Genomic DNA, 25,804 nt, shown 5'->3' with positions numbered 1-25,804 from the left:
GAGTCGGTGCGCGAGTTCGCGACGGGCAAGCTGGCGCACTACAAGATCCCGCGGTATGTGCTGGTCGTGGACGAGTTCCCGATGACCGTGACCGGGAAGGTCCGCAAGGTCGAGATGCGGGAGAAGTCCGTCGGCATCCTCGACCTCGGCGAGGCCGCCGCGGTCCGCAGCGCGTGAGCGCGTCCTACGGCGAGACGCCCCTCGCCGGCCTTCCCGAGGCCGTCACGATCTGCGAGGTCGGGCCGCGCGACGGGCTGCAGAACGAGTCGGCCGTGCTGCCCGTCGAGGTCAAGGCCGAGTTCGTGGCGCGGCTCGTCGACGCCGGGCACACCGTCGTCGAGACCACGAGCGTCGTGCACCCGAAGTGGGTGCCCCAGCTCGCCGACGCCGAGGCGCTGCTGGCTGCGATCGAGCCCGCGGCGGGCGTGCGGTACCCGGTGCTCGTGCCCAACGAGCGCGGGCTCGACCGGGCCCTGGACCTGGGCGTGCGCGACATCGCGGTGTTCGGCAGCGCCACCGAGACCTTCGCGAAGCGGAACCTCAACCGCACCGTCGACGAGTCGCTGGAGATGTTCGCGCCGGTCGTCGGCCGGGCCCGGGAGGCCGGGCTCGCCGTGCGTGCGTACCTGTCGATGTGCTTCGGCGACCCGTGGGAGGGCGAGGTCCCGATCCCGCGGGTCGTCGACGTCGCCACCCGGATGATGTCGCTGGGCTGCACCGAGCTCAGCCTCGGCGACACCATCGGCGTCGCCACCCCGGGCCGGGTCGTCGCCCTGCTCGACGCGCTCGCCGCCGCCGGCGTCCCCGTCGGGCGGGTCGCGGTGCACTTCCACGACACCTACGGCCAGGCGCTGGCCAACACCCTCGCCGCCCTGCAGCGCGGCGTCACCACCGTCGACGCCAGCGCCGGCGGGCTCGGTGGGTGCCCGTACGCCGGCAGCGCCACCGGCAACCTCGCCACCGAGGACCTGCTCTGGCAGCTCGAGGGCCTGGGCATCCGCACCGGCGTCGACCTGCGGAAGATGGTCGAGACCAGCGTCTGGCTGGCGAAGGAGCTCGGCCGCCCCAGCCCGTCCCGCACCGTCGCCGCGCTCGCCGGCTGAGGAGGACCGATGGGCACGGAGCTCGTGCACCGCGAGACCGCCGCCGGCGTCGCACGGATCACGCTGGACTCCCCGGCCAACCGCAACGCCCTCTCGGCACAGCTGCGCCGGGAGCTGATCGCGCACCTCGACGCCGCGCTCGCCGACGACGCCGCCCGCGTGATCGTGCTGACCCACACCGGGCCGGTGTTCTGCGCCGGGATGGACCTGAAGGAGTCGCGGGGCGCGGGCGCCGGCGACCAGGGTGTCCTCGAGGTCCCGCGCATCCTCGAGACGATCTGGACCTCGCCGAAGCCGGTGGTCGCGCGGCTGGCCGGGCCCGCCCGGGCCGGGGGCGTGGGCATCGTGGCCGCCGCGGACATCGCGATCGCCGCCGACACCGCGACCTTCGCCGTCAGCGAGGTCCGCATCGGTGTGGTGCCCGCCGTCATCTCGGTGACGGTGTTGCCGCGGCTGCTGCGCCGCGCCGCCCACGAGCTCTTCCTCACCGGCGAGGTGGTCGACGCCCACCGCGCCCGCGAGATCGGCCTGCTCACCCGCGCGGTCCCGGCCGACGGCCTCGATGCCGAGGTCGACCGGTACGTCGAGGTGCTCCGGCTCGGGGCACCCGGGGCGCTCGCCGGGGTCAAGGCCCTGCTGCGCCGCGAACGCCCGAGCTCGATGTCCGCGGACTTCGCCGAGATGAACGCCCTGTCCGCGGACTTCTTCGCGGGCGCGGAGGGTCAGGAGGGCATCCGGGCCTTCGCCGAGAAGCGCCCGCCGGCCTGGGCGGGCTGACCGGCCGACGCTCTACGGTCTGCTCGCAGGAGCGGCTCCACGGTCCGCTCGCAGGGGCGAACGAGGGGGCGGGGCATGCGCGAGCTGCGGGCGGAACCGGTGACCGGGCCGGTGGCCCACCACGGCGAGGGGCCGGTCTGGCACCCCTCCTGGGCCGGCGTCCGGTGGGTGGACATGCTCGCCGGCGACATCCTCGAGCTCGCGGGCGGCGAGGTGCGGCGGACGCACGTCGCGGACGTGGCGGCCGCCTTCCGCCCGCGGCGCGGCGGCGGCGTGGTCCTCGCCGGCGAGCGCACCCTGCTCCTGCTCGACGACGAGCTGCGCCGCGAGCGCGACCTCGGGCCGGTGTGGAGCGATCCCGGCATCCGGTTCAACGAGGGCGGCTGCACCCCGGACGGCGCCTTCTGGTGCGGGTCCATGGCCTACGACGAGCGCCCGGGCGCCGGCACCCTCTACCGGCTCGACCCGGACCTGACCGTGGAGCCGGTGCTCACCGGCGTCACCGTCTCCAACGGGCTGGGCGTCGATCCCACCGGCACCCTCGTCTACTACAACGACACGCCCACGGGCCGCGTCGACGTGTTCGACCTCGCCGCGGGCCCGGCGTCCCGCCGCCCGTTCGTCGAGGTCACCGGCCACCCGGACGGGCTCACGGTCGACGCCGAGGGCGGGGTGTGGGTCGCGCTGTGGGAGGGCTCGGCGGTGCACCGCTACACGCCGGAGGGCCGGCTCGACGCCCGCGTCCGGCTGCCGGTCTCACGGGTCACGGCCTGCACGTTCGGCGGTCCCGACCTCGACACGCTGTACGTGACCACCTCGGCCGAGGGGGTGGAGCCGGGCGCGGAGCCGCTGGCCGGCGCGCTCTTCGCCGTCGATCCCGGGGTGCGCGGGCTGCCGGTGCTGGAGTTCGCGGGCTGACCCACGCGGGCGACGTCAGCCGACCCGTCCGGTGAAGAGGTAGTAGCCGATCGCGGCGAAGAGCCGGTCGGTCCGGTGGAGCTCGGCGATCGTCGTCACCCAGCGCGTGGTCGCCTCCCGGTCGATCACCCCGGCCGCACCGGCGGCCCGCCCGATCCCGGTGAAGTACTGCGCCGCGAGGTCCGGGTCGAACACGACCATGCGGCTGGCGATCCGGACGTCCCGGACACCCAGGTCCAGGAGGTGTCCGCGCAGGTCGCGGGCCAGCAGGCCGTGGACCACGGCGGTGTCGCACTCGTGGTCGAGGACCGCGCGGGCGAGCGCCTTGTCCGGGACGTTCACGGTGTTGGTGTCGAAGTCCGGCGCGATGATCGCGATGGCGCCGCCGGGCCGGGTCACGCGGACGATCTCGCGCAGAGCGGCCCACGGGTCGTCGAGGTAGATCAGGACGCGCTCGATTCGGGTGACGTCGAAGGACCCGTCGGCGAAGGGGAGGTGCTGCGCGTCCGCCCGCAGGAGCTCGACCGGCATCCCCTCCGCGGCCGCGCGTCGCCGGCCCTCGGCCACGAAGTCCGCGCTGAGATCGACTCCCGTCACCGCGCCGCCGGGCTGCACGCGCCGGGCGAGCCGGAGGGTCTCGAGCCCGAACCCGCACCCGACGTCGAGCACCCGGCTGCCCGATCCGGTGCCGGTGCGCTCGATCGCGAGGGCCTTGAGCTCGCGCAGGAGCGGGAGCCGGTCGAAGGCCTCGAGCGCCGCGACGTAGGTCGCCGGGAGGGCGGCGTGGTCGAGGTCGGTGAAGTCGTGGAGCTCGATGTCCGCGGGATCGGTGGTGCTCACGGGGTCTCCCTCCGCGGACCTCGGAGGGACGGGCCGCGCGGGCTGGGTCGTCGCATCGTCGTGAGGCGTTACCGCGGCGCGCGGCGGAGGATGCCCGGCGTCGTCGATTGACTATCGATAGATCTCTGGTGATACTCGATGTCCTGAGATCGAACATCGGTAGATCGACGGCCCGTATCGCGGTGGGGTGGACACGGCCCGTCGAGAAGGAGACTCCGTGAAGCACATGCTCGTCGCCCTGGTCGCCCTGCTGGTCGTCGGCCTCGGTGTCGCCGCCGTCGTGCACGGGGAGGCGGACGACTCGCCGGGCCTCCAGCTCGTGGGCGTGGTGCTCGTCGTCGGTGCCGTCGTGCTCGGAGTGCGGACGATCCGCCGCGCCCGGTGACGGCGGCGAGGGACGACGCCCGCGACGTGGGCGTGAGCAGGCCGCGACGGGTACGCCCCCGCCATGGCGTTCCAGGTGACCGAGGTCCAGAAGGCGCTCAAGGGCGCGGGCTACCCCATCAACGGCGACCAGCTCGCCGAGCTGGCGCAGAAGAACGGAGCCGACGAGGAGTTGGTGCAGGACCTGCGCGGGCTCCGCCAGGTCGACGGCCCCAACGCGGTGATGGCCGAGCTGAAGGGCGAGCTCGGCGGCGAGACACCCGGCGGCAACTCGCAGGCCGAGCGGCCGACCAAGGACATCGACGGCCCGGCCTTCCAGGTCAACGAGGTGCAGAGGTACCTCAAGGGCGTCGACTACCCGGCCGACGGCTCGCGGCTCGCCGAGACGGCGAAGCAGAACGGCGCACCCGACGACCTGGTCGACACACTGAAGGGCCTGCGCGAGGTCGACGGACCCAACACCGTGATGAAGGAGATCAAGGACCACCTCGGCGGCCCGGCCTGACCTGCCGTGCCCGGTCGTCAGCCCAGCCGGCTGACGACCGGGGCCAGCAGCTCCGGATGGGTCAGCGGCACCATGTGCCCGCCCGCCGGCAGCGTGAAGGCCCGGCCCCTCGGCGCGGTGCGCGCGAGGTGCTCGGTCCAGCCCGCGGGCGCGATCCGGTCGTGCCGCCCCCGGACCACGAGCACGGGGCAGCGGACGGCCGCGAGCGCCGGCTCGATCCGGTGCCGGCGGGTGACGTGCAGCGTCCGCGCCATCCCGCCGAGCCCGGTCCGCAGGTAGTCCCGCACGAGCAGCGGTGCCTGCGCGGGCCACTCGTGCGCGGCCGTGCGCAGCCAGCGCTCCACGAGCCGCGGCCAAGTGCCGCCGGAGGGGTCCGTCGTCGGCCCGACGAGCACCAGCGCCCTCGGCGGGCGCGGTGCCCGGGCCGCCGCCTCCGCCACCACCTGGCAGCTCGCCGAGTGCCCCAGGACGACCCGGTCGGCGAGGTCCGCCGCCTCCAGGACGCGGCAGGCCTGCGCCGGCGGATCGAGCCGGTCGCCCCGGCGGACCCGCTCGCCGAACCCGGGCAGCGTGACGACGTCGGCACCGGCCCCGAGCACGCCCAGGGTCGGGCCCCAGCTCGCCCCGGACAGGCCGAGCCCGGGGACCAGCACGAACGGGTGCATCGGCCCGCTCAGCCGCGCCGCCGGTCGTCGGACGGGAGAGGGGAGCCCGCCGGCGCGACGGCGGTGGCCCGCCCGATGCCGGAGTCCGAGCCGGTGACGATCGCGGTGCGGGGGAAGTCGTGGGGAGTCTGCACAGGGCACGGGTGCCCGCTCGGCGCCGATGCACGCCCCGCCGAGCGACCCGGCCGACGGCAGTCCGGCGTCACCCGCCCGGCCCAACTTCCCGCCACGACGCGTCTCCCGTCACCGGATCGGGTACCTGATGCCGTCGACGGAGGGAGACACGGTGACGGTGGCGACGACGGGCGGCGGTCACGTCCAGCGTTCGGGCGGGGGCGGCTCCAGCGGGCTGGCCGACGTCGTCGAGCTGATCCTCGACAAGGGGCTCGTGATCGACGTGTTCGTGCGCGTGTCGATCGTGGGCATCGAGCTGCTCACGATCGACGCGCGTGTGGTCGTGGCCAGCGTGGACACCTTCCTGCGGTTCGCCGAGGCCACCAACCGGCTCGACCTCTACGGCAGCGAGAAGCGCGGCACCGACCTCCCGGAGATCCTGCAGAAGACCACCGAGAAGGCGATGCGCTGATCCCCCGCCGCTGATCCCTGGCGTCACCCGCCGCCGGGGCCCCCGCCGCCGTTGGGGGTGGCCTGGACGGTCGCCTGCGGCAGGAGCACCTGCTGGCCCTCGTCGAGGCCCGCGCGGACCTCGGTGAAGCTGTCCCCGACCATGCCGGGCGTGAACTCGCGGGTGACCGGCCCGTCGGAGCCCGGCAGCGACACCACGGTCCGCCCGTTCTCCTGGCGCACGGCGGCGGCCGGGACGCGGAGCACGTCGTCGACGACCTTCGTGAGGACGTCGGCCTGCGCGGTCTGGCCGTCCTTGAGCTGCGGGTCCACCTGGGTGAGCACGATCGTCGCGTAGTAGCTGACCACGCCGGAGATCTGGTCGGCGGTCGGCGCAACGGCGACCACCGTGCCCGGCGAGGTCAGGCCCGGCACCGCGTCCACCGTCACGTCGACGCGCTGGTTCGGCGAGACCTGCGCCGCGTCGCTCTCCTCGAACGGGACGACGAGCTGGAAGGTCTGCAGGTCGTTCAGCGTGATGAAGGCGCCGTTCGAGTCTCCGGTGCCCGCGGCGGCGTCCGTCGAGCCGGCGGCGGCCGGGATCCGGGCGTCCGTGCCGGGGGCCAGCGGGGCGGCGCCGCCGGCCGCGGCGACGAAGTCCCCGACCGCACCGTTGATCGCGGACACGGTCCCGGCGACCGGCGCGCGGAGCACGGCGTTGTCGACGGCCCGCTGGGCGTCGGCGACGGTGTTCTCGGCGTCGCGGACCACCGCCGCCTGCACGTCGATGTCGGCCGGGGCGTCGTTGCCGGCGCTGTCGAGCTGGCTCTGGGCGTCGGAGACGGTGCTCTCGGCGTTGGCGATGCTCACCCGGCCCTGAGCCCGGTCGGTGTCGCGTTGGTGCTCGGCGGCGTCGAGGGCGGTCTGGGAGGACACCACGTTGGCCTTGGCGGTCTGCACGGCCTGTTGGTCGGTGCGCAGGGCCGTGCAGGCGGGGTCGTCACTCGCAGTCGGCGGAGCCGTGGGGTTCGAAGAAGGGGTCGGCGTGGTCGTGTCCGCGGCCCCCTCCTTGGCGCCCAGCCCGAGCAAGGTCTTCTGCGAGCCTGACGAGGCGCTCGAGCCCGCCGCCGCACACGCCTTCTGGTCCTTCTGCAGCTGCCGCTTGGCCAGCTCCAGCTGTTTCTTGTCGAAGGCGAGCTGCACCCTCGCCCGGTCGACCGCGGAGGCGTCCGCCGCGTCGGTGGCGGCGACCTGGTCCCGGGTGGCGTCGAGGACCTGGCGGGCGGAGTCGAGCGCCGCCTGCGCCGCCTCGACCGAGTTCCCGCCGGTCAGCTTGCCGAGCGAGGCCTGCTGTTGGTCCAGCTTGGCCTGGGCGGAGGCGAGCTGGGAACGGGCGGCGGCGTCGTCGAGCCGGGCGAGCGGCTGTCCGGCCTGGACCGCGTCGCCCACCTTCACGAACAGCTCGGCGATCTGCCCGCGGTCGGCGAACCCGAGGTTCTGCTGGGTGATCGAGACGAGGCTGCCCGACGCCGAGACGGCCGTGGACACCGTGCCCCGGTCGACGACGGCGGTCGGCGGGGCCGGGGTGTCCCCGGTGCACGCCGCGGCCAGGGCGAGCAGGCCGGCCAGCCCGGCGGCGCGCAGCACGCGGGTCCGGGCCTTCGCTGTGGTCCGTGCGGTCACGATCGGGTCACTCCCCGGGTCGTCGGGATCATTGGTGCCGGAGGGCGTCGATGGGCCGCATCCGGGCGGCGCGGTTGGCGGGGTAACCGCCCGCGACCAGCCCGATGAGCAGGCTGACGGTGAAGGCGAGCACCACCGAGCCCACCGACACGGACGGGGCGGGGAAGTCGGTGACGAGCTGCGGCAGCACGATGCCCGCGGTCACGGAGAGGCCGATGCCGAGCAGGATGCCCAGCACCCCGCCGACCCCCGTGAGGATCATCGACTCGATCAGGAACTGCTGGAGGATCGCGCGCCGGCGCGCGCCGATGGCCTTGCGGATGCCGATCTCGCGGGTCCGCTCGGTGACCGTGACCAGCATGATGTTGGCGACGCCGATGCTGCCCACGATCAGCGAGATCCCGGCGACGGCGGCCACGAAGATCGTCACGAAGGACAGGACCTGCGAGGACTGGTCGAGCAGGCTCTGCAGCGCGGTCACCGTGAAGTCCCGCTCGTCCGGGTCCCGGATCTGGTGCCGCTGGTCGAGGATCGCCGAGGCCTGCTGCACGGCCTGCGGCACGACGTCGGTCGAGGTCGCTCGCACCGTGATCGAGTCGACGACGTCGCCGCCGCCGAGCAGGTAGCTGCGCGCGGCGCCGAGGGGCATGACCGCGACGTCGTCCTGCTGGCCGTTCCCCTTGAGCACGCCGATCACGCGGAAGGTCGTCCGGCCGACCCGGATGTCCTTGCCCAGCGCCTCGCCCGCCTGCCCGCCGAAGAGCGTGGCGACCGGGTTCGGCCCGAGCACCACGACCTTGGACTTGTTGCGGGCCTGCTGGTCGTCGAAGAAGGAGCCGACCACGAGCTCGCGGTTGGCGACGTCGAGGTAGTCGGCCTGGGTGCCCAGGATCGACGACCGGTACTGCCCGCCGCCGACCACCTGCAGCAGCGCGCTGCCGTTGACGGACGGCGTGACCGATCCGATGGCGGGCGCGCGGCTCCTGTCGGACAGGGCGTCGACGTCGGCGTCGGTGAGGTCGCGGGCGGCCCGGTTGCCGCTGATCGCGCCCTGGGTCTTGGTGATCTGGATCTGGTTGGCCAGCGGCCCGAAGGCGTCGGCGACGAAGCGCTGCAGCCCGTTGCCGAACGCGACCAGCACGATCACCGCGGCGACGCCGATGATGATCCCGAGCATGGTCAGGACCGACCGCAGCTTGTTGGTGCGCAGCCCGCGCGCGGCGATCCGGGCGGCCTCGGCGAGGGTCACCGGCGCTCGTCCCCCACGATGTGGCCGTCGCGCAGGGTGACCACGCGCTGGGCGAACTCGGCGACCTCGGGCTCGTGGGTGATCAGCACGATCGTGCGCCCCGCCTCGTTGAGCTCCACGAACAGGTTCATGACGTCGACCGTCGAGGCGGTGTCGAGGTTCCCGGTGGGCTCGTCGGCGAGGATCATCGTCGGGTCCGTGACCAGGGCGCGGGCCACCGCGACGCGCTGCTGCTGGCCGCCGGACAGCTCGTTGGGCTGGTGGTTCGCGCGCTCGGCCAGGCCCACCCGCGCCAGCGCGCGGCGGGCGCGGGTGCGGCGGTCCTTCGTGCCGGCGTAGACCATCGGCAGCTCGACGTTCCGGATGGCGGAGGTCCGCGGCAGCAGGTTGAAGGACTGGAAGACGAAGCCGATCTTGCGGTTGCGGATGTCGGCGAGCCGGTTGTCCGACAGGCCGCCCACGTCCGTCCCGTCGAGGCGGTAGACGCCCGAGCTCGGGACGTCGAGGCAGCCGAGGATGTTCATCATCGTCGACTTGCCGGACCCGGAGGGCCCCATGATCGCGACGAGGTCGCCGTCGTCGATCCGCAGGCTCACGTCGTCGAGCGCCCGCAGCGCGATGTCCCCGGTCTTGTAGACCTTCGACACGTGCTCCAGCTCGATCATCGTCCCCCCGGCCGTGGTCCCCCCGAACCACTCGTTCGGCCCAACGACCGGACGAGCGTTCGGTGATCACCCGGTCCGGCGAATCGGGCGCTTCTTCCGCGGACGGGCGTTGATCGGTAGCGTCCGGGCGCGCTCCCCCGAGTGACCCGGTGACACACAAGGGGGAGACATGCCCGGAGAGAGTTCGGTCGACGTACTCGTGGTCGGCGCCGGTCCGGTCGGCCTGACCGCCGCGCTCGAGCTGCGCCGCCGCGGCGTCGCCTGCCGCGTGATCGACAAGCTGGTCGAGCCACCGCAGTACCCGAAGGCCGTCGGGATCCAGCCGCGCACGCTGGAGCTGTGGGAGGCAGCGGGCGTGTTGCGCTCGGCCCTCGACGCCGGCATCCAGATGCGCGGCCAGATCGTGCTGCGCGACGGCGAGCAGGTGGCCCGCGTGGACCTCGAGGTGCCGCCGGACGTTCCCTTCGCCTTCCTGGCGCTGCCGCAGTACGAGACCGAGCGCCTGCTGGCCGAGGCCCTGGCCGGCTACGGGACCCGGGCGGACCGCGGCGTCGAGCTCCTCTCCTTCACCCAGGACGACGAGGGCGTGACGGCCGAGCTGTCCGGCGGCGAGTGCGTGCGGGCCAAGTACCTGGTCGGGGCCGACGGCGCGCACAGCGCCGTCCGCAAGGGCCTCGGGCTCTCCTTCGAGGGCGGCGCGTTCGCGGAGGAGTACATGCTCGGCGACGTCGAGGTGGACTGGTCGCTCCCGCGCGGCTACGCCCTGCGCGCCACCCGCGGCGACGACCTCCTGGTCGCCATCCCGCTCCCCGGCGACCGGCGTTACCGGATGTCCATGCTGGTCCCGCCCGACCTCGCCACCCCGGCGAGCAGCGAGATCACGCACGGCTTCGAGGCGGGCCGCACGCCGGAGCTGCACCACATCCAGGCCGTGCTCGACCGGCTCGCGCCGGAGCCGTGCACCGCGTCGACCCTGCGCTGGTCCTCGGTCTTCCGGATCAGCCACCGGATCGTCGACGCCTACGGACGGGGCCGGGTGTTCGTCGCCGGCGACGCCGCGCACATCCACCCGCCGACCGGCGCCCAGGGGATGAACACCGGCATCCAGGACGCCGTCGGGCTGGCCTGGCGGCTGGCCCTGGCGGTCGACGGGGTCGCCGCGCCCGGCCTCCTCGCGACGTACGACGCCGAGCGGCGGCCGGTCGGCGAGGAGGTCGTCGGCCGGACGGTCCGGGCCGCGACCAGCGGCGGCGTCCAGATCGACCGGGACGACCCGTGGACGACGGTCCGCCGCGAGGCGCAGCTGCTGGTCGGCTACCGCAGCAGCCCGGCGGTCTCCCCGGCCGACCCCGGCCTCGCGGTCGACGCGCCGCAGCCCGGCGACCGGGTGTCCGACGCCCGCGGCCTGGTCCGCGAGGTCGTGCGGTTCCCGGTGCGGCTGTTCGACGAGCTCGCGAGTCCCGACCACACGCTGCTGCTGTACGCCGACACCGCCGAGGGCGCCGCGGCCTTCGACAAGCTCGCCGCCACCGCCGCCGAGCTCGCGCACGGGCGGATCCGCGCGGTCGCCGTGCTCGCACCCGGGATCGAGGCCCCGTACCTGCGGATGCCGGTGCTGCGCGACGGCGCGGGGGAGGTCCGCGCGCACCTGCGCGCCGCGGACGGCGAGGCGTTCGTGGTCCGTCCCGACGGGTATCTGGGTCACCGCGGCCCGGCGGCCGACATCGCTGGGGTGGGTGGGTACCTGGGGCGCGTGTTCGGCTGAGCGGAGCGTGCGGAGCGATCATCGGCGCTGAGCGGAGCGTGCGGAGCGATCATCGGCGCTGAGCGGAGCGTGCGGAGCGATCATCGGCGCTGAGCGGAGCGTGCGGAGTGGACATCCGCGCTGATCGCACCCTCCGTTCGGTCGTGGCAGGGCGCCCGCGCGCCGCGTTGAATGGTGGGCGAGGCGCGGTTCGAGGGGAGCGAGGCACCGTGGGCAGGACGCACGAGCTGGTGGTCACCGACGGACGGCCGGTCGTGGACGGCACGGTGCTCTCCTCGGCGCAGCTGCGCGCGGAGATCCGCGAGCAGCTCGAGGCGCAGGAGGACGGGCGCGACGACGATCTCGCCCGCGAACGGGTCGAGCTCCGCGAGAGCCTCGAGCGGCTGGACTCCGGGCTGCAGGCCCTGCGGGCACGACTGAAGGAGAAGGCCGTCCATGCCGCGAAGATCGCCGGCGGGGTGGTCGGGGTGGGTGCCGCCCTCACCGGCGCCGCGGTCGTGTGGTGGAAGCGGTCGGCGCCGGAGTGAGTGCGGGCCGGTGGTGCCTCAGGCCGCCTCGCCCGGGCGGTGCACCCGGTAACGGAGGTGGACGACGTCCCGGCCGTCGATCCGACGGAGGAGCTCCAGCTCGGTGCGCTGACCGTCGAGGTGGTCGAACAGCCTCCGCCCCTCGCCGAGCAGGACCTGCACCAGGTGGATCTCCATCTCGTCCAGGAGCCCGGCACGCAGGAGCGACTGTGCTGCGCCCGCCCCGTGGACCAGGACGGCCCTGTCGCCGGCCGCGGCGCGGGCCTCGCGCACGCACTCGTGGACGTCGGTCACGAACCGCGCACAGCCCGGCGGCACGTCCCCGTCGTCGACGTGGTGGGTGAGGACGAGGACGGGCACGCCGCCGTGGTGGTCGCCCTGCCAGCGACCGGCGAGCTCGAAGGTCCGTCGACCCGAGATCACCGCGCCGGTCCCCATGGCCTCCCGGAAGACCTGGCCGTTCGGGCCCTCGGACTCGCGGTCGTCGAGCCAGTTGAACAGCCGTCCCCCGCCACGGCCGAGCTCCTGCCCGGCCCGGTCGTCGGGGCCGGCGATGTAGCCGTCGAGCGACATCGACATGTACAGCCGCACCGGACCGCTCATCGTGAGGTCTCCCGTCTCTCATCCCTCGGGCGGTGGGACCGCTCCGTGGGTCGCGGTGGTGGACGGAGGACCCTCGTCGGCCTGCGTACTCATCGGTGCGGCTGGGTGCTCGCCTCGCACGTCTCCCTGGGCTCGCGCACAAGTTCCATGCCGGAGTGCCGGGGAAGGCGCAGCCGCCGTCGCGGACGGTGACCGCGCGGCGTAGCCCGTCGGGGACGGTGCGGCTGATCCGGCCGACGTCGAGGGGGACCCCGGTGCCGTCGAGCACGACCGGGATGACGGCGGCGTCGCAGGCCAACTGGCGCAGGGTCTGCGGGGTGAGCCGGCCGCCGAACTCGAGGGACGCCGAAGCCGCGCGCCGTTCCAGGTCCTCCAGCCGAACCGTGACACTCAACTGCGGGCGGTGGCCGCCGGTCTCGGGCCACCGTCCGCGGGACAGCACCTGCACACACACCTCGGCGAGCGCTTGGGCCTGCCGTTCGGCGGTGGTGCGCTGGTCGTCGGTGTCGCGGGGGGCGGCGCCGGCGTCGACCGCGGCGGCGATGGCGTCGAACATCGCGGCGTCGTCGAAGCGGCCGGTGAGTTTGCCGCCCGATCGGGTGCGGAAGCGGGACATGCGGAGTTCGTTGAGCTGCGCGGGTGGGGTGTTGTCGGGTTCGGGCCCGTCCTGGTCGAGGATCTCGATCAGTTGGGTGCCCCAGGTGTGCAGCTCGGAGGGCGTGTAGATCCCGGCTTTGCCGGCGAGCTGGACCTCCGCGCCGGCCCAGGTCTCGGGCGGCAGTCGTCGGGCGGGGCCGCTGTCGAGCAGCCGGGCGATGACTTCGACGTGCCGGAGCCCGGCCTCGCCGGAGGCGAACACGGTCGCGGTGGCCGGGAGTCGGGCCGGCAACGGCGCACCGTCGAGCCCGATCTGTTCGCACACCGACTCGGCGGCGAGCACCCGGCGGCGGGCCTCGAAGCGTTCCCAGCCGAGCAGGTCGGCGAGCGCGCCGGTGGGGGAGCGGTAGCCGCGCTCGGCGAACACACCGCGCCGCTGCAGGTCGGCGGTGGCGTTGACCACGGCCCGGTCCAGGAAGCGTCGGGCCTCTTCGTAGGCGCGGAGCGCGTCGATGACCTCGTCGGCTGCGGCGGTGGGTCCAGCGGCGTCGACCAGCTGCGCGATGGCCTGCTGAAGGCGGTCGCGCCCGGTGCCGACGGGCCCTGCGCCCATGCCTCGAATCTACTCGAACTGATGTTCGACGATAGGCGCATCGTCGCAGTTCAGATGCCTTTTGGCGCTCCGCTGTAGCTCCGTTCGCGATTCCCTCCTTCGACACAGTGACCACTCGTCGTGGTTCACCCGCCGTTCGCCATGGAGGTGCGGGCTTTCCCTGAATGGCGGAGTGCGTCAAGGGGCTGCGCGTCCGCTCAGGCCGCGTCCGCCACGTGCGGCAACCGTCCGGCTGGGCGACGTGCTTGCCCGGGTCGCGGTGCCGGCGCTGCAGCTGCTCGTGGCCGTGGCGGACATCGCCGGGCTGATCGCTAGACGGATGTGCGCCGCCGCCACGTCCGCTACGTGCCGGGTCCGCCATGTGCCGGGTCTGCCGCGCCGCGACTGCCGCCACTCGTCGCACCACCCTCGCCGCTCCCCACGAACGACGCCGCTGCACCCCGCCCCGTTCCGTCGGGACGCCCCGCCGCGCTCCCCTCGCTAGGCTCCGCCCGGTGGAGAACGACGACGAGCGCATCGCGCTGTTCCTCGACTACGAGAACCTCGCGATCGGCGCCCGCGACGGGCTGGGTGTGGCGCCCTTCGACCTGGGCCCGGTGGCGGACGCGCTGGCCGAGCGCGGCCGGGTGGTGGCCCGGCGGGCGTACGCGGACTGGTCGGCGTTCGACGAGGACCGCAGGCTGCTCGCGCGGCAGCAGGTGGAGCTGATCGAGATCCCGCAGCGGCTCGGGGTGCCCCGCAAGAACGCCGCGGACATCAAGCTCGCCGTCGACGCGATCGAGCTGGCCTACGAACGGGGGTTCATCACCACGTTCGCGATCGGCACCGGCGACTCGGACTTCACCCCGCTCGTCCACAAGCTCCGCGAGATGGACAAGCGCGTGATCGGGATCGGGGTGGAGTCGTCGACGTCGCGGCTGCTGCCGCCGGCCTGCGACGAGTTCCTGTTCTACGACCGGCTGCCCGGCGTCGAGCCCCGACCGACGCCGCGGCGATCCAGGAGCCGCGTCGTCGTCGTCGAGCCGGATCCGGTGCCGGCCCCCGAGCCGGAGCCGGAGGAGGCCGCGTCCGTCGAGGACGAGGACCGTGAGGACGTCGGCAAGCTCGTGGCCAGCACCCTCGCCGGCCTGCAGCGGCACGCCGACGGACCGGTCCTCGCCTCGCGCCTCAAGCGGGCGATCCTGCGCAAGGACCCCACGTTCGACGAGGCGGACTGGGGCTACCGCGGCTTCGGCGAGCTGCTCCGCCACCTCCAGGGGGAGCGGGTGGTCGAGCTCGGCGAGGGATCGGCCCAGGGCGACCCGTCGGTGACCTTCCCGGAGCCCGGCCCGGACGACGACGCGTTCGGCCTGCTCGTGGAGGTCGTCCGTGGGCTGGGGCGCCCGCAGCTCTCCGGGCTGAAGAACCAGCTCCGCAAGCGCCGCCCGGACTTCAGCGAGAAGCGCTACGGCTTCAACGGCTTCCTGACCTTCGTCCGCGCGGCCCGCGCCCGCGGTCTCGTCGAGATGGAGCGCGACGACGACCTGGGCGACTACGTCCTCTCGGTTCCCCGCTGAGGACGCCCGTCAGGGGGTGGCGGCCTTCGAGCCGTCGGGCGCCACGGCGAACCACGTCCCGCCGGTGCCCTGGCCGGCGGTGGAGGTGAGGCTGCCGTCGTCGCCGGCGTAGCGGTAGAGCGGCCAGCCGGCGAGGGTGACCTGCTTGGTGCCGTCCTCGCGCGTGACCGTGCCGACCTTGCTCGCGTCGACGCCCATCAGCTCGGGCTGCTGGCCGTTGTCGAGCAGCACCGGCGGCCACTCCGCGGCGCAGTCCTCGGTGCAGGTCGTCGTCGACGGCGAGGCGGAGTCGTTGTCGTAGCGGTGCATCACGTGCCCCGCCGCGTCGGTGACGACCGTGCCGAGCGGTCCGCTCTGCACGGCCCACAGCTCGACCCCGCCGTCGCCGTGGTGCATGCCGGCCATGTCGCCATTCATGTTGGCCATGTCGTGGCCCTGCATGGACGACATGTCGTGACCCTGCATCTGGGTCTGTGCCTGCGGGGTGACCTGGTCGTCCTGCGCCCCGGAACCGCAGGCGCTCAGGCTGAGGACCCCGGCGGCGAGACCGGCCAGGATGAGGTGCGTGCGGCCCATCGGCGTCTCCTCTCGTGTCGGCGGAGACGGTAGGCCCGGCACGACGGGAGGACGCGCGACCTGAAGGGGAGGTTGCGTCCGCACCGCCGATTCGTGTTCACGGCGAGGTGAATGGCCACCGGTTGCTCCGGGGGGAGCAGCCGGCTCGGCCGGACGTGCGGTGCCCCGTTCTCAGGTTCGTCGACGAGCGGGCGAGCGGCTGCGCGAGTACCCCGTCCGGGGGTCCGAGGCGCCCGGGTCAGGCGTTCCGGATCGTGAGGCCTCCGTCGACGACGATCGTCGCCCCCGTGATGAACGACGAGGCGGGCATCAGCAGCGACACGGTGGCGTGCGCGACCTCCTCCGGGTCCCCGTAGCGCCGCAGCGCGGTCCGGCGGCGGGCGAAGACCTCCTTGTCGGAGTCCGGGATCCGGGCGGTCATGCCGGTGCGGATCGGGCCGGGGCACACGCAGTTCACGGTCACGCCGGTCTTGCCGTACTCGACGGCCAGCGAGCGGGTCAGGCCGATCACGCCGTGCTTCGAGCTGGTGTACGGGGCGATCTGGGCCGTCGCACCCAGGCCCTCGGTGGAGGCGATGTTGACGATCCGGCCGTCGCCGTTGCGGACCAGGTCGGGCAGCGCGGCGCGGGCGAACAGGGTCTGCGCGGTGAGGTTCACGGCGAGGGTGGTGGCCCAGGCCTCGGCGAACCCGTCGTCCTCGAACGGCAGGTGGATGCTGACGCCGGCGTTGTTGACCAGCCCGTCGAGCGGGCCGAGTTCCTGGCGGACCTCGGCGACGGCGGCCGCCGGCGCAGCGGGGTCCGACACGTCGGCGACGACGGGGTGCACCGTCGCCCCGACGCCACGGATCTCGTCGGCCACGGCCTTGAGGCCGTCGGCGTCGCGGTCGACGATCCCGACCTTCGCGCCCTCGTCGGCGAGCAGGTGGGCGGTCGCGCGTCCCATCCCGCTCGCGGCGCCGGTGACGAGGACGACCCGGTCGGCGACCGACCGGCTGAGCTTCGTGAGACGGGCCATGGATCAGGACTACCAGGAAACCGGCCGGAACTGAACGCTCGCTCAGGAGTAGACCGAGACAGTCCGGGTATGCATAACTCATGCATGAGTCACGGCTCGGCAACCTGCTCGGTGCCGCCGCGCTGGCCCTGTCCGACCTGATGCTGGCCCGGGTGCGGGAGGCGGCCGGGGTGAGCGTGAGCGGGGCCGCCGCGCTGGTCGTCCTCGCCCACGCGCCCGGGGTGAGCGTGACCGAGCTCGGCCGGCGGGTGGGGCTGTCCCAGCCGGCGACCGCGCGGATGGTGATGTCCCTGGAGGCGGCGGGCCTCGCCCTCCGCGGCCCCGGCGAGGGCCGGACGGTGCCGGTCGCGCTCACCCCGGCCGGGGAGCGGACGGTCCGGGAGGTCCTCACCACCCGGGCGGCGGGCACGGAGCAGGTCCTGGCCGGGCTCGACGAGGACGACCGCCGGGTCCTGACCCGCCTCCTCGAGAGCCTCCTCGCGCAGCTCTACGCCGAGGTCGGCAGCGCGGAGATGCTCTGCCGGCTCTGCGACCGGGCCTGCTGCACGGACGGCGCGATCTGCCCCGTCGGGCAGGCCGAGCGGGAGCGGTGACCGGTGGGCGCCGCACTCGCGCTGGCCTCCGCACTGAGCTACGGGCTGTCCGACGTCATCGGGGGCGTCGTCGCGCGCCGGATGCGGGCCGTGCACGTGGCCTTCCTGGGCCAGCTCGGCGGGCTGCTCGCCGTGGCGGTCGCCGCACCGCTCCTGACGCCCGCGCCGCCGGCGGTGCCCGACGTGCTGTGGGGCGGGCTGTCCGGCCTCGGGACCGGGCTCGCGATGGCGTTCCTCTTCCGCGGCATGGGCCGGGGCGCGATGTCGGTCGTGGTCCCGGTGAGCGCGGTCGGCGGGGTCGCCCTCCCCGTCCTGGTCGGGGCCACGGTGCTCGGCGAACGGCCCGCCTGGCCGACCTGGGTGGGGGTCGGCCTGGCCCTGCCCGCGCTGTGGCTGGTCTCCCGCGCGCCGGGCGGCCCGGCGGGCAACGGGGCGACGCCCGGCGCGGCGGCGGACGGGCTCGTCTCCGGCGGCGGGATCGCGATCCAGTACCTCGCGCTGGCCCGGGCCGGTCCGGCGTCCGGGCTGTGGCCCGTCCTCGCCGGCCGGGTCGCCGCGCTCGTCGCGGTCGGGGTCCTGGCCTGCACGCTGATGCGCGCCGCGACCGCGCAGGGCGAGCGACGGGCCGGGGCCCCGGAGGCGGCCGCGGCGGGCGGCGCCGGCGTGCTCGCCGCCGTGGCGCTGGGCGCCTACCTGGTCGCCGCGCAGAGCGAGTTCGTGACCGTGGCGGTGGTGCTGTCGTCGCTCTACCCGCTCGTCCCGGCGGTGGTCGGTGTCGCCGTGCTCGGCGAGCGCCTGTCCCGTGGCCAGGTGCTCGGCCTGGTCGTGGCGCTCGCCGCCGCCGTGCTGATCGCGCTCTCCTGATCCTCAGGGCAGGAAGAGCCGCACGATCTGCCGTTCGACGGCGGCGCCGGTGGACAGGTCGGCGATGAAGCTGGACACGACGGTGCCGGTGGCGCCGGCGTAGCGGCCGCTGCCCGCGACCCGCCAGGCGACCGCGCCCTGCATGACCGGCTCCCCCTCGGCCGAGGGCTCCATCGAACCCTGCCCGATGGTCGTGAGGTCCAGCGTGCCGGCGCCGAGGGTGAGGGTTCCGGTCTCGTCGAACGTCGTCTGCCCGGTGACCTGCACGCGGCTCTCGTAGCTCGCGAGGTCCGGCGCGTCGCCGGGGTCGCCGTCGAGCACCGTCACCCGGCCGCTGCCGGACTTGACCGCGAAGGCGGGCGGCTCGCCCTCCGGGGGTGTGGCCTGGGGCTCGAACGTCAACAGCAGGGTCAGGCGTCGCACGGCGGCCTCCTCGCGTCGGTGTGCGGGGAGGCTCGACCCGATCTCGGCAACCGTTAGGCCGGTACCGGCTGGGTCAGGTTGACCGCGTTGCCGTCGGGGTCCTGGATGTGCGCCACCCGCTGGCCCCAGGGCATGTCGTTGGGCGGACCGAGGACCGTGCCGCCGAGCGGCTCGACGCGCTCCAGGCGCGCCCGCACGTCGTCGACGTCGATGCTGAGCAGGACGCGGCCCGGCCCCACAGGCGCCTTCTCGTCGTTCACCAGGCCGAACTCGGCCGCACCCGCCCGCAACCCGACGTAGAACGGCTCGCCCTCGGGGGGCTGGCGCAGGATCTCCTCGGCGTCGAGCAGGCCGCGGTAGAAGGCGAGCATCCCGGGCAGGTCGGCCGTCACGAGGATCGGCTGGATCGTCGTCATGCCAGGGAGGACCGGTCCGCCCGGCCGAAGTCATCGCTCACGCCTGGATCCACAGGCTCACGGCCAGGCCGAGCCCGGCGAGCCCGATGGCGATCCGCAGCGGGGTGGCCGGCACCCGTCGGACGATCGCCGGCCCGATCCGGGCCCCGAGGAGCAGCCCGGCCGCCAGCACCCCGACCGCCGCCCAGTCCACGGGCGCGACGATCGCGAACACCACCGCCGCGACCAGGTTCGCCGCGCCGGTCGCGAGGTTCTTGGCGGCGTTGGAGCGGGCGAGGCTCTGCGACCACGCCACCGACAGCAGGGCCAGCATCATCACGCCCGCCGCGGCACCGAAGTAGCCGCCGTAGAGCGCGACCCCGAACGCGGCGACGAGGGTGAGCGGGCCGAGCGGGGTGGCCCCCCGGCTCGTGCCCGACGACTCGGCGCGGCGCTCGGCCCACCGCCGCAGCCGCGGCGCCGCCACGAGCAGCACCGAGGCCAGCGCGATCAGCCACGGCACGATCACCTCGAACGTGTCCGACGGCGTGACCAGCAGCAACGCCCCGCCGGCGGCCCCGCCGACGCCGGTGAGCAGGCAGAGCCGCAGCAGCGTCCGGCCCTGCCCGACGAGCTCGGGGCGGGACCCGGCGACCGAGCCCACCGTCGTCCCGAGCATCGCGACGGTGTTGGTGACGTTGGCGGTCACCGGCGGCAGCCCGACGGCGAGCAGCGCGGGGTACGAGACCAGCGAGGCGAGCCCGGCGACGGAGCCGGTGAGGCCGCCGCCGATCCCGGCCACGAACAGGAAGGCGAGCTGCCAGGCGCTCACCGGACGGGGGTGACCGGCGTGCCGTCGGCCTCGTCCCTCGTGGACAGGGTCTCCGGCAGCGAGGGCTTCATCCGGCCCGTCGGGAGCACGTGCGTCATCCGGTCCCCTTCCGTGGGACCCCATCCTGCGGCAGGCGGGGTGGGGCGCTCCATGGAATGTGAGCCGTCACAGGTCCGCGAACGCCGCCAGGATCTGCGCCTCGGCGATGCGCAGGTAGGTCGCGACCTCGACCGCCGCCCGCTCGCGCTCGCCGGACTCGACGAGCCCAGTGATGGCGTCGTTGCCGTCGAGGTAGGGCTCGTGGAACTCCCGCACCGAGGTCATCCGGTGGAAGACCAGCCGCATCTCGGCGAGCAGCAGCCCCATCTGCTGGTCGAGCCGCGCGCTGCCGGCCAGCCCGACGAGCGCGCGGTGGAAGTGCTGGTTGGCGCCGGCGACTCCGGGCCAGTCGTCCCGCGCGGCGGCCTCGCGACCCTCCCGCACGGCCGCGCGCAGCCGTCCGACGGCCTTCGGGTCGCCCGCGCGCTCGCCCTCCCGGACGGCGGCCGGCTCGATGAGCAGCCGGGCGCGGTAGACGTCCCGGACCGCCTCGGCGTCGGGCACGGCGACGAACACCCCGCGGTTCGGCTCGCGGACCAGCACCCGCTCCGCGACCAGCTGTGACAGGGCCTCACGCACCGTGTTCCGGGAGACCCCGAGCGCATGGGACAGCGCCTGCTCGGGTAGCCGTCCACCGGGGCGCAAGCGGCCCTCGACCACCTCGTTCCGCACTGCGTCGGCCACCCGTTCGGCCGTGGACGTGCGGGCGACGAGGGCCCGCGCCCCGGTGAGCGAGGCGAGAGCGGCGCCGGCCGGGTCCGCGATCGTCACGGGCAGAGCCTACGTGACCATCGTGTTTCCGTATCCGGGCTTCCTCTTGCTGAATTGTTGAGCAATTCCTACGCTCACCATCCGAACGACCGGGTGTGGTCCCGGTCATGGTCCGGCGGGAGGGCACGTGAGCGCGAACGGCGGCAAGGCACAGGACGGCGACCCGGCGGTGCGGGCGCGGGACGTCGGCCCGGTGGGCCCGAGCGGCGGCGCCACCGGCAGTCCGGGCGAGGGAAGGGGCCCCGCACCGGCCACGCGTCCGGCCACCGCCGTCGCGAAGGGCGGCCGCGGCGCGCTGCTCGGCGCGATGTTCCTGATGGCGACCAGCGCCATCGGCCCCGGCTTCATCACCCAGACCACGACCTTCACCGTCCAGCTCGGCGCGGCCTTCGCGTTCGCGATCCTGGTGTCGATCCTGATCGACGTCGCCGTACAGCTGAACGTGTGGCGGGTCGTCGGCGTCTCCGGCCGCCGGGCCCAGGACCTGGGCAACCGGGTGGCGCCGGGCGTCGGCTGGGTGCTCGCCGCGCTGGTGCTGATCGGCGGGTTCGTCTTCAACATCGGCAACGTCGGCGGCACCGGCCTCGGGCTGAACGCGATGCTGGGGCTCGACGCGAAGATCGGCGGCGCGATCTCGGCGGTGATCGCGATCGCGATCTTCCTGAGCAAGCGGGCCGGGGTCGCGCTGGACCGGATCGTGGTGCTGCTGGGCGTCCTGATGATCGGCATGACGGCGTACGTCGCGATCGTCTCGCAGCCCCCGATCGGCGAGGCGCTGCGCAGCTTCGTGCTGCCGGACACCGTCGACTTCCTGTCGATCACGACGCTCATCGGCGGCACCGTCGGCGGCTACATCACCTATGCCGGCGCGCACCGCATGCTGGAGTCCGGCGTGACCGGTCCCGAGAACGTCGGGCCGATCACCCGCAGCTCGGTGCTCGGGATCATGGTCACCGGCGTCATGCGGGTGGTGCTGTTCCTCGCGGTGCTCGGCGTGGTCGCGGGCGGTGTCGCGCTGGCGAAGGACAACCCGGCGGCGAGCGCGTTCCAGGCCGCGGCCGGGGAGGTCGGCCTGCGGCTCTTCGGCGTGATCCTCTGGGCGGCCGCCATCACCTCGGTGATCGGCGCGGCCTACACGTCCGTCTCCTTCCTCACCACCGACCGGACCTCGCCGCGCACGCGGAACCTGCTGACCATCGCCTTCATCGGGCTGAGCGCCGTGGCCTACCTGCTGATCGGCACCGCGCCCGTCACGCTGCTGGTGTTCGCGGGCGCCTTCAACGGCCTGATCCTGCCCCTCGGGTTCACCGTGGTCCTGTGGGTGGCGTGGCGGCGCCGCGACCTGCTCGGCGGCTACCGCTACCCGCGCTGGCTGCTGGCCGTCGGCGTCCTCGCCTGGCTGATCGCGCTCTACCTCGGCTGGTCCTCGCTGGCCGCGGTGGGCAGCCTGTTCTCGTGACCCTTCTGCACGCGGAGGTGCCGACGTGACCGCCTTCGACCTCAACTCCGACCTCGGCGAGTCCTTCGGCCGCTGGGAGCTCGGCGACGACGAGGCCATGCTCGGCCTGGTGACCAGCGCGAACGTCGCGTGCGGCTTCCATGCCGGGGACCCGTCGACGCTGCGCCGGACCGTGGCGGGCGCCGCGGCGAACGGGGTGGTCGTGGGTGCGCAGGTCGCCTACCGCGACCTCGCGGGCTTCGGCCGCCGGTTCATCGACGTGCCGCCCGCGGACCTGACCGCCGACGTGCTCTACCAGATCGGCGGGCTGGAGGCGATGTGCCGGGTGGCCGGCACGACCGTCCGGTACGTGAAGCCGCACGGGGCCCTCTACAACGCGACCGTGCACCACCGGGAGCAGGCGAAGGCCGTGGTCACCGCGGTCGCCGAGTACGACGCGGCGCTGCCCGTCCTCGGTCTGCCCGGTTCGGAGCTGCTGCGCGCGGCCGAGGAGGCGGGCCTGCGCGGGGTGCCCGAGTTCTTCGTCGACCGCGGCTACACGCCGGAGGGCGCGCTCGTCTCGCGGCGCGAGGAGGGCGCCGTCCTGCACGATCCCGACGAGGTCACCGCGCGCCTGCTGCGGATGCTCGACGAGGGCGTGGTCCGGGCCGTCGACGGCTCGGACGTGCGGGTGTCCGCCGAGTCCGCCTGCGTGCACGGAGACTCGCCGGGTGCGGTCGGCATGGCCACCGCCGTGCGTGCGGGGCTGGAGAAGGCCGGCGTGGAGCTGAAGGGGTTCGTGTGAGGGTCCTGCCCTACGGCGACGCCGCGCTGCTCCTCGAAGCCGACGGGGAGATCGCGCAGGTCGTGGCGCTCGCCGACGCCTGCCGGGAGGCGGAGCTGCGTGGGGTGCTCGACGTCGTCCCGGCAGCCCGGACCGTGCTGCTCGTCGCCGAACCCGGCGCCGACCTCGGCCGCCTGCGTGCGGACGTCGACGCGCTCGAGGTCCGGCCGGCCGAGGCGGGCGCACCGGCCGGCACCGTCGAGATTCCGGTGATCTACGACGGCCCGGACCTCGACGACGTCGCCCGGTTGACCGGGCTGGACCGCGCGGAGATCGTCGCCGCGCACACCGGCACGCCGTGGCGGGTGGCCTTCGGCGGATTCGCGCCCGGCTTCGCCTACCTGTCCGGCGGCGACCCGCGGCTGCAGGTGTCGCGCCGCGAGGAGGCCCGCACGAAGGTCCCGGCCGGGTCCGTGGGGCTGGCCGGGGAGTTCAGCGGGGTCTACCCGCGGTCGTCGCCCGGTGGGTGGCAGCTGATCGGCCGCACGGACGCGCAGCTCTGGGACCTCGACCGCGACCCGCCCGCGCTGCTGCAGCCGGGCGCCGAGGTCCGGTTCGTGGAGGCGTCGTGATCGAGGTCCTCGACACCGGCCCGCAGGCCCTGGTCCAGGACCTGGGGCGGCCCGGGCTGGCGGCGATCGGCGTCGGGCGCTCCGGGGCCGCCGACCGGGCCGCGCTGCGGCTCGGCAACCGGCTGCTGGCCAACGACGAGAGCGCCGCCGGCGTCGAGATCCTCCTCGGCGGGTTCGCCGCCCGGGCCGGGAAGGACCTGCTGGTAGCACTGACCGGGGCCCCCGCCCCGGCGACCGTCGACGGCCGCCCGGTCGGCCACCACGCGCACGTCCGGCTCCGGCGCGGGCAGGAGCTGCGGCTCGGCCCGCCGCCCGCCGGCCTGCGCACCTACCTGTGCGTGCGCGGCGGGATCGCGGTGTCGCCCGTGCTCGGCTCGCGCAGCACGGACGTCCTCTCCGGGATTGGTCCCGAGCCGCTGGAGAAGGGGGCCGAGCTGCCGGTCGGCCCGGAGCCGGAGGACTTTCCGGTGATCGACTTCGCGCCCGTCGCGACGCCGCCCACGGGGCTCGTCACCCTGCACGCGATCTCCGGGCCGCACGCCGAGCACGCCGTCGACCCGCGGGCGCTGGCCACCGCCCGGTGGGTGGCCTCCGGCCGCACCGACCGCGTCGGGATGCGGCTCGAGGGCGCGACGCTGGAGGTCGCCGAGGGCGCCGGCTCGCTGCCCAGCGAGGGCCTCACCCGCGGCGCGATCCAGCTGCCCCCGGGCGGCGAACCCGTCGTCTTCCTCGCCGACCATCCCGTGACCGGCGGCTATCCCGTGATCGCGGTCCTGCGCGACGCCGACGTCGACCGCGCCGCCCAGGTCCGCCCCGGCCAACCCGTCCGCATCACCCTGTGAGTGGCGATAGTCGCCAGAGCGACTATTGCCACTCACAGGCCCTGACCAGGGAGAACACGTGCAGAACCTGACCCCCGTCGAGGCCCGCGAGCGCTTCCGCGCCGGACTCGTCACCCCGACGGCCGGGTGGTGCGCCGGCTTCACCCAGGCCAACCTCATCGCCCTGCCCCGCGAGCTGGCCTGGGACTTCCTGCTGTTCGCGCAGCGCAACCCGCAGCCCTGCCCGGTGCTCGACGTCCTGGAGCCCGGCGAGTTCGGTGGCCCGATCCTCGACGGCGACATCCGCACCGACATCCCGCTCTACCGGGTCTACCGCGACGGCGTGCAGGTCGCCGAGACGCCCGACGCCCGCGAGTTCTGGCGCGACGACCTCGTCGCCTTCCTCGTCGGCTGCAGCTTCACGTTCGAGCGGGCGCTGCTGGCCGCGGGCGTTCCGGTGCGGCACGTCGAGGAGGGCCGCAACGTTCCCATGTACCGGACGAGCCGGCGGTGCCGCGGCGCCGGGGCGCTCGGCGGCCCGATGGTCGTCTCGATGCGGCCGGTCCCGGAGCACCTGGTGAACACGGCGATCGCGGTGACGGCCCGCTACCCCTCCGTGCACGGCGCGCCCGTGCACGTCGGCGACCCGGGTGAGCTGGGCATCGCCGACCTCGCCGCGCCGGACTACGGCGACGCCGTGACCGTCCGGGAGGGCGAGGTGCCGGTGTTCTGGGGATGCGGGGTCACGCCGCAGGCCGCCGTCGTCGAGTCCCGGCCCTCGCTCGCGATCGCGCACGCGCCCGGCCACATGCTGATCACCGACGCCCGGGACGGGGACCACCTCGTCGGCCCCGAGCCGCTGGTGGGCGCGAGCTAGCCGCAGATCTGGTCGAGGTAGGCGGTCAGCGTGCGCCGGATCGCCTCCGGCGAGGTGAGCCGCGGCCGCGCGCAGCCCTGGAAGATCAGGCCCTGGAGCAGGGCGTCGAGGCAGAAGGCGGTGGCCTCGGGGTCCAGCTCCGGCCGCAGCTCCCCGCTGGTCTCCAGGACGCCGACGGCCCGGCGGGCCAGCCGGCGGATCCCGGCGCCGGTCTCCTCGCTGATCGCCGCCAACGCCGGCGACGACCGGGCGTGCGCCGCGAGGGCGAGGTAGGTCTCGGGGTCGGCGCGCTGCCGCTCCTCGACCGGCAGCAGCTCGAGCAGCATCCGCTCGACGCCCTTGCGGTCCACCGCCTCCACCAGCAGCGGTACCACCCGGGCGGCGCCACTGGTGACGGTCTCCACCATCGCCGTCTGCAGCAGGGCGTCCTGCGTGGGGAAGTAGTAGCGCAGGGCCGTGGGGGACAGGCCCGCCTCGGCGGCGACGCCGCGGACGGACGCCCCGGCGATCCCCTCGCGGCGGAGCACCCGCCAGAGCGCCTCGACGATCTCGGCGCGCCGGGCGTCGTGGTCGGCGAGGCGCGGCACGGGCTTTGTCTACCACGGCGCGGCGGGTAGGTTCTGGTACGGCCGTACTAGCAACGCTCCGTGCCGGTGGGTGACCGACG

General features: G+C 74.4%; 30 protein-coding genes and 2 pseudogenes. 17 read left to right on the top strand and 15 right to left on the bottom strand.

The features are described from left to right. The 4 genes and pseudogenes from AB0B41_RS14745 to AB0B41_RS14730 all read left to right on the top strand — a co-directional run. Window positions 1–177, top strand: a pseudogene (locus AB0B41_RS14745) (AMP-binding protein); the annotation flags it as partial. Next, window positions 174–1,103, top strand: a complete 930-nt coding sequence (locus tag AB0B41_RS14740) for a hydroxymethylglutaryl-CoA lyase (RefSeq protein ID WP_358203042.1) — start codon at window positions 174–176, stop codon at window positions 1,101–1,103. The pseudogene AB0B41_RS14745 and the gene AB0B41_RS14740, both read left to right, overlap by 4 nt. Window positions 1,104–1,112: 9 nt before the next feature. Continuing rightward, on the top strand, window positions 1,113–1,880 hold the full coding sequence (locus tag AB0B41_RS14735) for an enoyl-CoA hydratase-related protein (protein WP_358203041.1): 768 nt from the start codon (window positions 1,113–1,115) through the stop codon (window positions 1,878–1,880). 75 nt (window positions 1,881–1,955) lie between these two features. After that, on the top strand, window positions 1,956–2,798 hold the full coding sequence (locus AB0B41_RS14730; RefSeq protein ID WP_358203038.1) for an SMP-30/gluconolactonase/LRE family protein: 843 nt from the start codon (window positions 1,956–1,958) through the stop codon (window positions 2,796–2,798). Window positions 2,799–2,813: 15 nt separating this feature from the next. Here the strand turns inward: AB0B41_RS14730 and AB0B41_RS14725 are convergent, their stop codons facing one another. Beyond that, complete coding sequence (locus tag AB0B41_RS14725; protein ID WP_358203036.1) at window positions 2,814–3,638, bottom strand: methyltransferase domain-containing protein; 825 nt, start codon at window positions 3,636–3,638, stop codon at window positions 2,814–2,816. 217 nt (window positions 3,639–3,855) lie between these two features. Here AB0B41_RS14725 and AB0B41_RS14720 point away from each other — a divergent pair, with 217 nt between their 5' ends. After that, the gene (locus tag AB0B41_RS14720; protein WP_358203034.1) at window positions 3,856–4,023 is read left to right on the top strand and encodes a hypothetical protein; all 168 of its coding nucleotides are present in this window, start codon (window positions 3,856–3,858) and stop codon (window positions 4,021–4,023) included. Window positions 4,024–4,086: 63 nt separating this feature from the next. Beyond that, window positions 4,087–4,527, top strand: a complete 441-nt coding sequence (locus AB0B41_RS14715) for a DUF2795 domain-containing protein (protein WP_358203031.1) — start codon at window positions 4,087–4,089, stop codon at window positions 4,525–4,527. A gap of 17 nt (window positions 4,528–4,544) precedes the next feature. Here AB0B41_RS14715 and AB0B41_RS14710 read toward each other — a convergent pair whose 3' ends face one another. After that, the gene (locus tag AB0B41_RS14710) at window positions 4,545–5,192 is read right to left on the bottom strand and encodes an alpha/beta hydrolase (protein ID WP_358203029.1); all 648 of its coding nucleotides are present in this window, start codon (window positions 5,190–5,192) and stop codon (window positions 4,545–4,547) included. Window positions 5,193–5,200: 8 nt separating this feature from the next. Further along, a complete protein-coding gene (locus AB0B41_RS14705; RefSeq protein WP_358203027.1) occupies window positions 5,201–5,326 on the bottom strand; it encodes a hypothetical protein in 126 nt (41 codons plus the stop codon). Window positions 5,327–5,478: 152 nt separating this feature from the next. Between AB0B41_RS14705 and gvpJ the strand changes: the two genes are divergently transcribed. Continuing rightward, entirely contained in the window at window positions 5,479–5,778 is a 300-nt protein-coding gene (gvpJ, locus tag AB0B41_RS14700; protein ID WP_358203025.1) for a gas vesicle protein GvpJ, read from the top strand. Between the two features lie 23 nt (window positions 5,779–5,801). Here gvpJ and AB0B41_RS14695 read toward each other — a convergent pair whose 3' ends face one another. The 3 genes from AB0B41_RS14695 to AB0B41_RS14685 are packed head-to-tail and all read right to left on the bottom strand — an operon-like array spanning window position 5,802 to window position 9,353. Continuing rightward, entirely contained in the window at window positions 5,802–7,439 is a 1,638-nt protein-coding gene (locus AB0B41_RS14695) for an HlyD family efflux transporter periplasmic adaptor subunit (RefSeq protein ID WP_358203023.1), read from the bottom strand. 28 nt (window positions 7,440–7,467) lie between these two features. Continuing rightward, window positions 7,468–8,688 carry an ABC transporter permease gene (locus AB0B41_RS14690; protein WP_358203020.1) on the bottom strand — a complete coding sequence of 407 codons (1,221 nt, stop codon included), beginning with the start codon at window positions 8,686–8,688 and terminating at the stop codon, window positions 7,468–7,470. Next, window positions 8,685–9,353, bottom strand: coding sequence for an ABC transporter ATP-binding protein (locus tag AB0B41_RS14685; protein ID WP_358203019.1), 669 nt, complete (start codon window positions 9,351–9,353; stop codon window positions 8,685–8,687). The genes AB0B41_RS14690 and AB0B41_RS14685 overlap by 4 nt, the downstream gene beginning before the upstream one ends. Before the next feature lie 169 nt (window positions 9,354–9,522). Between AB0B41_RS14685 and AB0B41_RS14680 the strand changes: the two genes are divergently transcribed. Both AB0B41_RS14680 and AB0B41_RS14675 read left to right on the top strand, forming a co-directional pair. Next, window positions 9,523–11,118, top strand: a complete 1,596-nt coding sequence (locus AB0B41_RS14680) for an FAD-dependent monooxygenase (protein WP_358203016.1) — start codon at window positions 9,523–9,525, stop codon at window positions 11,116–11,118. 209 nt (window positions 11,119–11,327) lie between these two features. Beyond that, complete coding sequence (locus AB0B41_RS14675; RefSeq protein ID WP_358203014.1) at window positions 11,328–11,645, top strand: hypothetical protein; 318 nt, start codon at window positions 11,328–11,330, stop codon at window positions 11,643–11,645. 18 nt (window positions 11,646–11,663) lie between these two features. On the opposite strand, the gene AB0B41_RS14670 is transcribed toward AB0B41_RS14675, so the two are convergent. Together AB0B41_RS14670 and AB0B41_RS14665 are read right to left on the bottom strand one after the other, a co-directional pair. Then, a complete protein-coding gene (locus AB0B41_RS14670) occupies window positions 11,664–12,248 on the bottom strand; it encodes a dihydrofolate reductase family protein (RefSeq protein ID WP_358203012.1) in 585 nt (194 codons plus the stop codon). A 238-nt stretch (window positions 12,249–12,486) separates the two neighbouring features. Beyond that, window positions 12,487–13,458, bottom strand: a pseudogene (locus AB0B41_RS14665) (DUF222 domain-containing protein); the annotation flags it as partial. A gap of 494 nt (window positions 13,459–13,952) precedes the next feature. On the opposite strand from AB0B41_RS14665, the gene AB0B41_RS14660 reads away from it, so the two are divergent. After that, window positions 13,953–15,014, top strand: a complete 1,062-nt coding sequence (locus tag AB0B41_RS14660; protein ID WP_358203010.1) for a PIN domain-containing protein — start codon at window positions 13,953–13,955, stop codon at window positions 15,012–15,014. Window positions 15,015–15,023: 9 nt separating this feature from the next. Here AB0B41_RS14660 and AB0B41_RS14655 read toward each other — a convergent pair whose 3' ends face one another. Both AB0B41_RS14655 and AB0B41_RS14650 read right to left on the bottom strand, forming a co-directional pair. Then, window positions 15,024–15,590 carry a hypothetical protein gene (locus AB0B41_RS14655; RefSeq protein WP_358203007.1) on the bottom strand — a complete coding sequence of 189 codons (567 nt, stop codon included), beginning with the start codon at window positions 15,588–15,590 and terminating at the stop codon, window positions 15,024–15,026. 238 nt (window positions 15,591–15,828) lie between these two features. Then, on the bottom strand, window positions 15,829–16,608 hold the full coding sequence (locus AB0B41_RS14650) for an SDR family oxidoreductase (RefSeq protein ID WP_358203005.1): 780 nt from the start codon (window positions 16,606–16,608) through the stop codon (window positions 15,829–15,831). Window positions 16,609–16,688: 80 nt separating this feature from the next. Here AB0B41_RS14650 and AB0B41_RS14645 point away from each other — a divergent pair, with 80 nt between their 5' ends. Next, complete coding sequence (locus tag AB0B41_RS14645) at window positions 16,689–17,201, top strand: MarR family transcriptional regulator (RefSeq protein ID WP_358203004.1); 513 nt, start codon at window positions 16,689–16,691, stop codon at window positions 17,199–17,201. 3 nt (window positions 17,202–17,204) lie between these two features. Further along, complete coding sequence (locus AB0B41_RS14640) at window positions 17,205–18,065, top strand: EamA family transporter (RefSeq protein ID WP_358203001.1); 861 nt, start codon at window positions 17,205–17,207, stop codon at window positions 18,063–18,065. A gap of 3 nt (window positions 18,066–18,068) precedes the next feature. Here the strand turns inward: AB0B41_RS14640 and AB0B41_RS14635 are convergent, their stop codons facing one another. The 4 genes from AB0B41_RS14635 to AB0B41_RS14620 all read right to left on the bottom strand — a co-directional run bounded on the left by AB0B41_RS14635 (window position 18,069) and on the right by AB0B41_RS14620 (window position 20,585). After that, on the bottom strand, window positions 18,069–18,488 hold the full coding sequence (locus AB0B41_RS14635; RefSeq protein ID WP_358202999.1) for a hypothetical protein: 420 nt from the start codon (window positions 18,486–18,488) through the stop codon (window positions 18,069–18,071). Between the two features lie 53 nt (window positions 18,489–18,541). Then, a complete protein-coding gene (locus tag AB0B41_RS14630) occupies window positions 18,542–18,904 on the bottom strand; it encodes a VOC family protein (protein WP_358202997.1) in 363 nt (120 codons plus the stop codon). Between the two features lie 37 nt (window positions 18,905–18,941). Further along, on the bottom strand, window positions 18,942–19,715 hold the full coding sequence (locus AB0B41_RS14625) for a sulfite exporter TauE/SafE family protein (protein WP_358202995.1): 774 nt from the start codon (window positions 19,713–19,715) through the stop codon (window positions 18,942–18,944). A 165-nt stretch (window positions 19,716–19,880) separates the two neighbouring features. Further along, the gene (locus tag AB0B41_RS14620; RefSeq protein ID WP_358202993.1) at window positions 19,881–20,585 is read right to left on the bottom strand and encodes a GntR family transcriptional regulator; all 705 of its coding nucleotides are present in this window, start codon (window positions 20,583–20,585) and stop codon (window positions 19,881–19,883) included. Between the two features lie 295 nt (window positions 20,586–20,880). Between AB0B41_RS14620 and AB0B41_RS14615 the strand changes: the two genes are divergently transcribed. The 5 genes from AB0B41_RS14615 to AB0B41_RS14595 are packed head-to-tail and all read left to right on the top strand — an operon-like array spanning window position 20,881 to window position 25,137. Beyond that, window positions 20,881–22,044: an NRAMP family divalent metal transporter gene (locus AB0B41_RS14615; protein WP_358203049.1), complete on the top strand. Its 1,164-nt coding sequence runs from the start codon at window positions 20,881–20,883 to the stop codon at window positions 22,042–22,044. A 25-nt stretch (window positions 22,045–22,069) separates the two neighbouring features. Next, window positions 22,070–22,828 carry a 5-oxoprolinase subunit PxpA gene (locus AB0B41_RS14610; protein WP_358202991.1) on the top strand — a complete coding sequence of 253 codons (759 nt, stop codon included), beginning with the start codon at window positions 22,070–22,072 and terminating at the stop codon, window positions 22,826–22,828. After that, on the top strand, window positions 22,825–23,439 hold the full coding sequence (locus AB0B41_RS14605) for an allophanate hydrolase subunit 1 (protein ID WP_358202989.1): 615 nt from the start codon (window positions 22,825–22,827) through the stop codon (window positions 23,437–23,439). The genes AB0B41_RS14610 and AB0B41_RS14605 overlap by 4 nt, the downstream gene beginning before the upstream one ends. After that, complete coding sequence (locus AB0B41_RS14600; protein WP_358202986.1) at window positions 23,436–24,281, top strand: biotin-dependent carboxyltransferase family protein; 846 nt, start codon at window positions 23,436–23,438, stop codon at window positions 24,279–24,281. The genes AB0B41_RS14605 and AB0B41_RS14600 overlap by 4 nt, the downstream gene beginning before the upstream one ends. 58 nt (window positions 24,282–24,339) lie before the next feature. Then, window positions 24,340–25,137 carry a putative hydro-lyase gene (locus AB0B41_RS14595; RefSeq protein ID WP_358202984.1) on the top strand — a complete coding sequence of 266 codons (798 nt, stop codon included), beginning with the start codon at window positions 24,340–24,342 and terminating at the stop codon, window positions 25,135–25,137. Here AB0B41_RS14595 and AB0B41_RS14590 read toward each other — a convergent pair. Further along, window positions 25,134–25,724, bottom strand: a complete 591-nt coding sequence (locus AB0B41_RS14590) for a TetR/AcrR family transcriptional regulator (protein ID WP_358202982.1) — start codon at window positions 25,722–25,724, stop codon at window positions 25,134–25,136. The two genes, AB0B41_RS14595 and AB0B41_RS14590, sit on opposite strands and share 4 nt — an antisense overlap. Window positions 25,725–25,804: the final 80 nt, after the last annotated feature.

It is taken from the genome of Pseudonocardia sp. NPDC049154, from assembly GCF_040648315.1.
GTDB lineage: Bacteria > Actinomycetota > Actinomycetes > Mycobacteriales > Pseudonocardiaceae > Pseudonocardia.
Note: the sequence above shows the minus strand (reverse complement) of the source record. Positions and strands in the feature narration are given on the sequence as shown.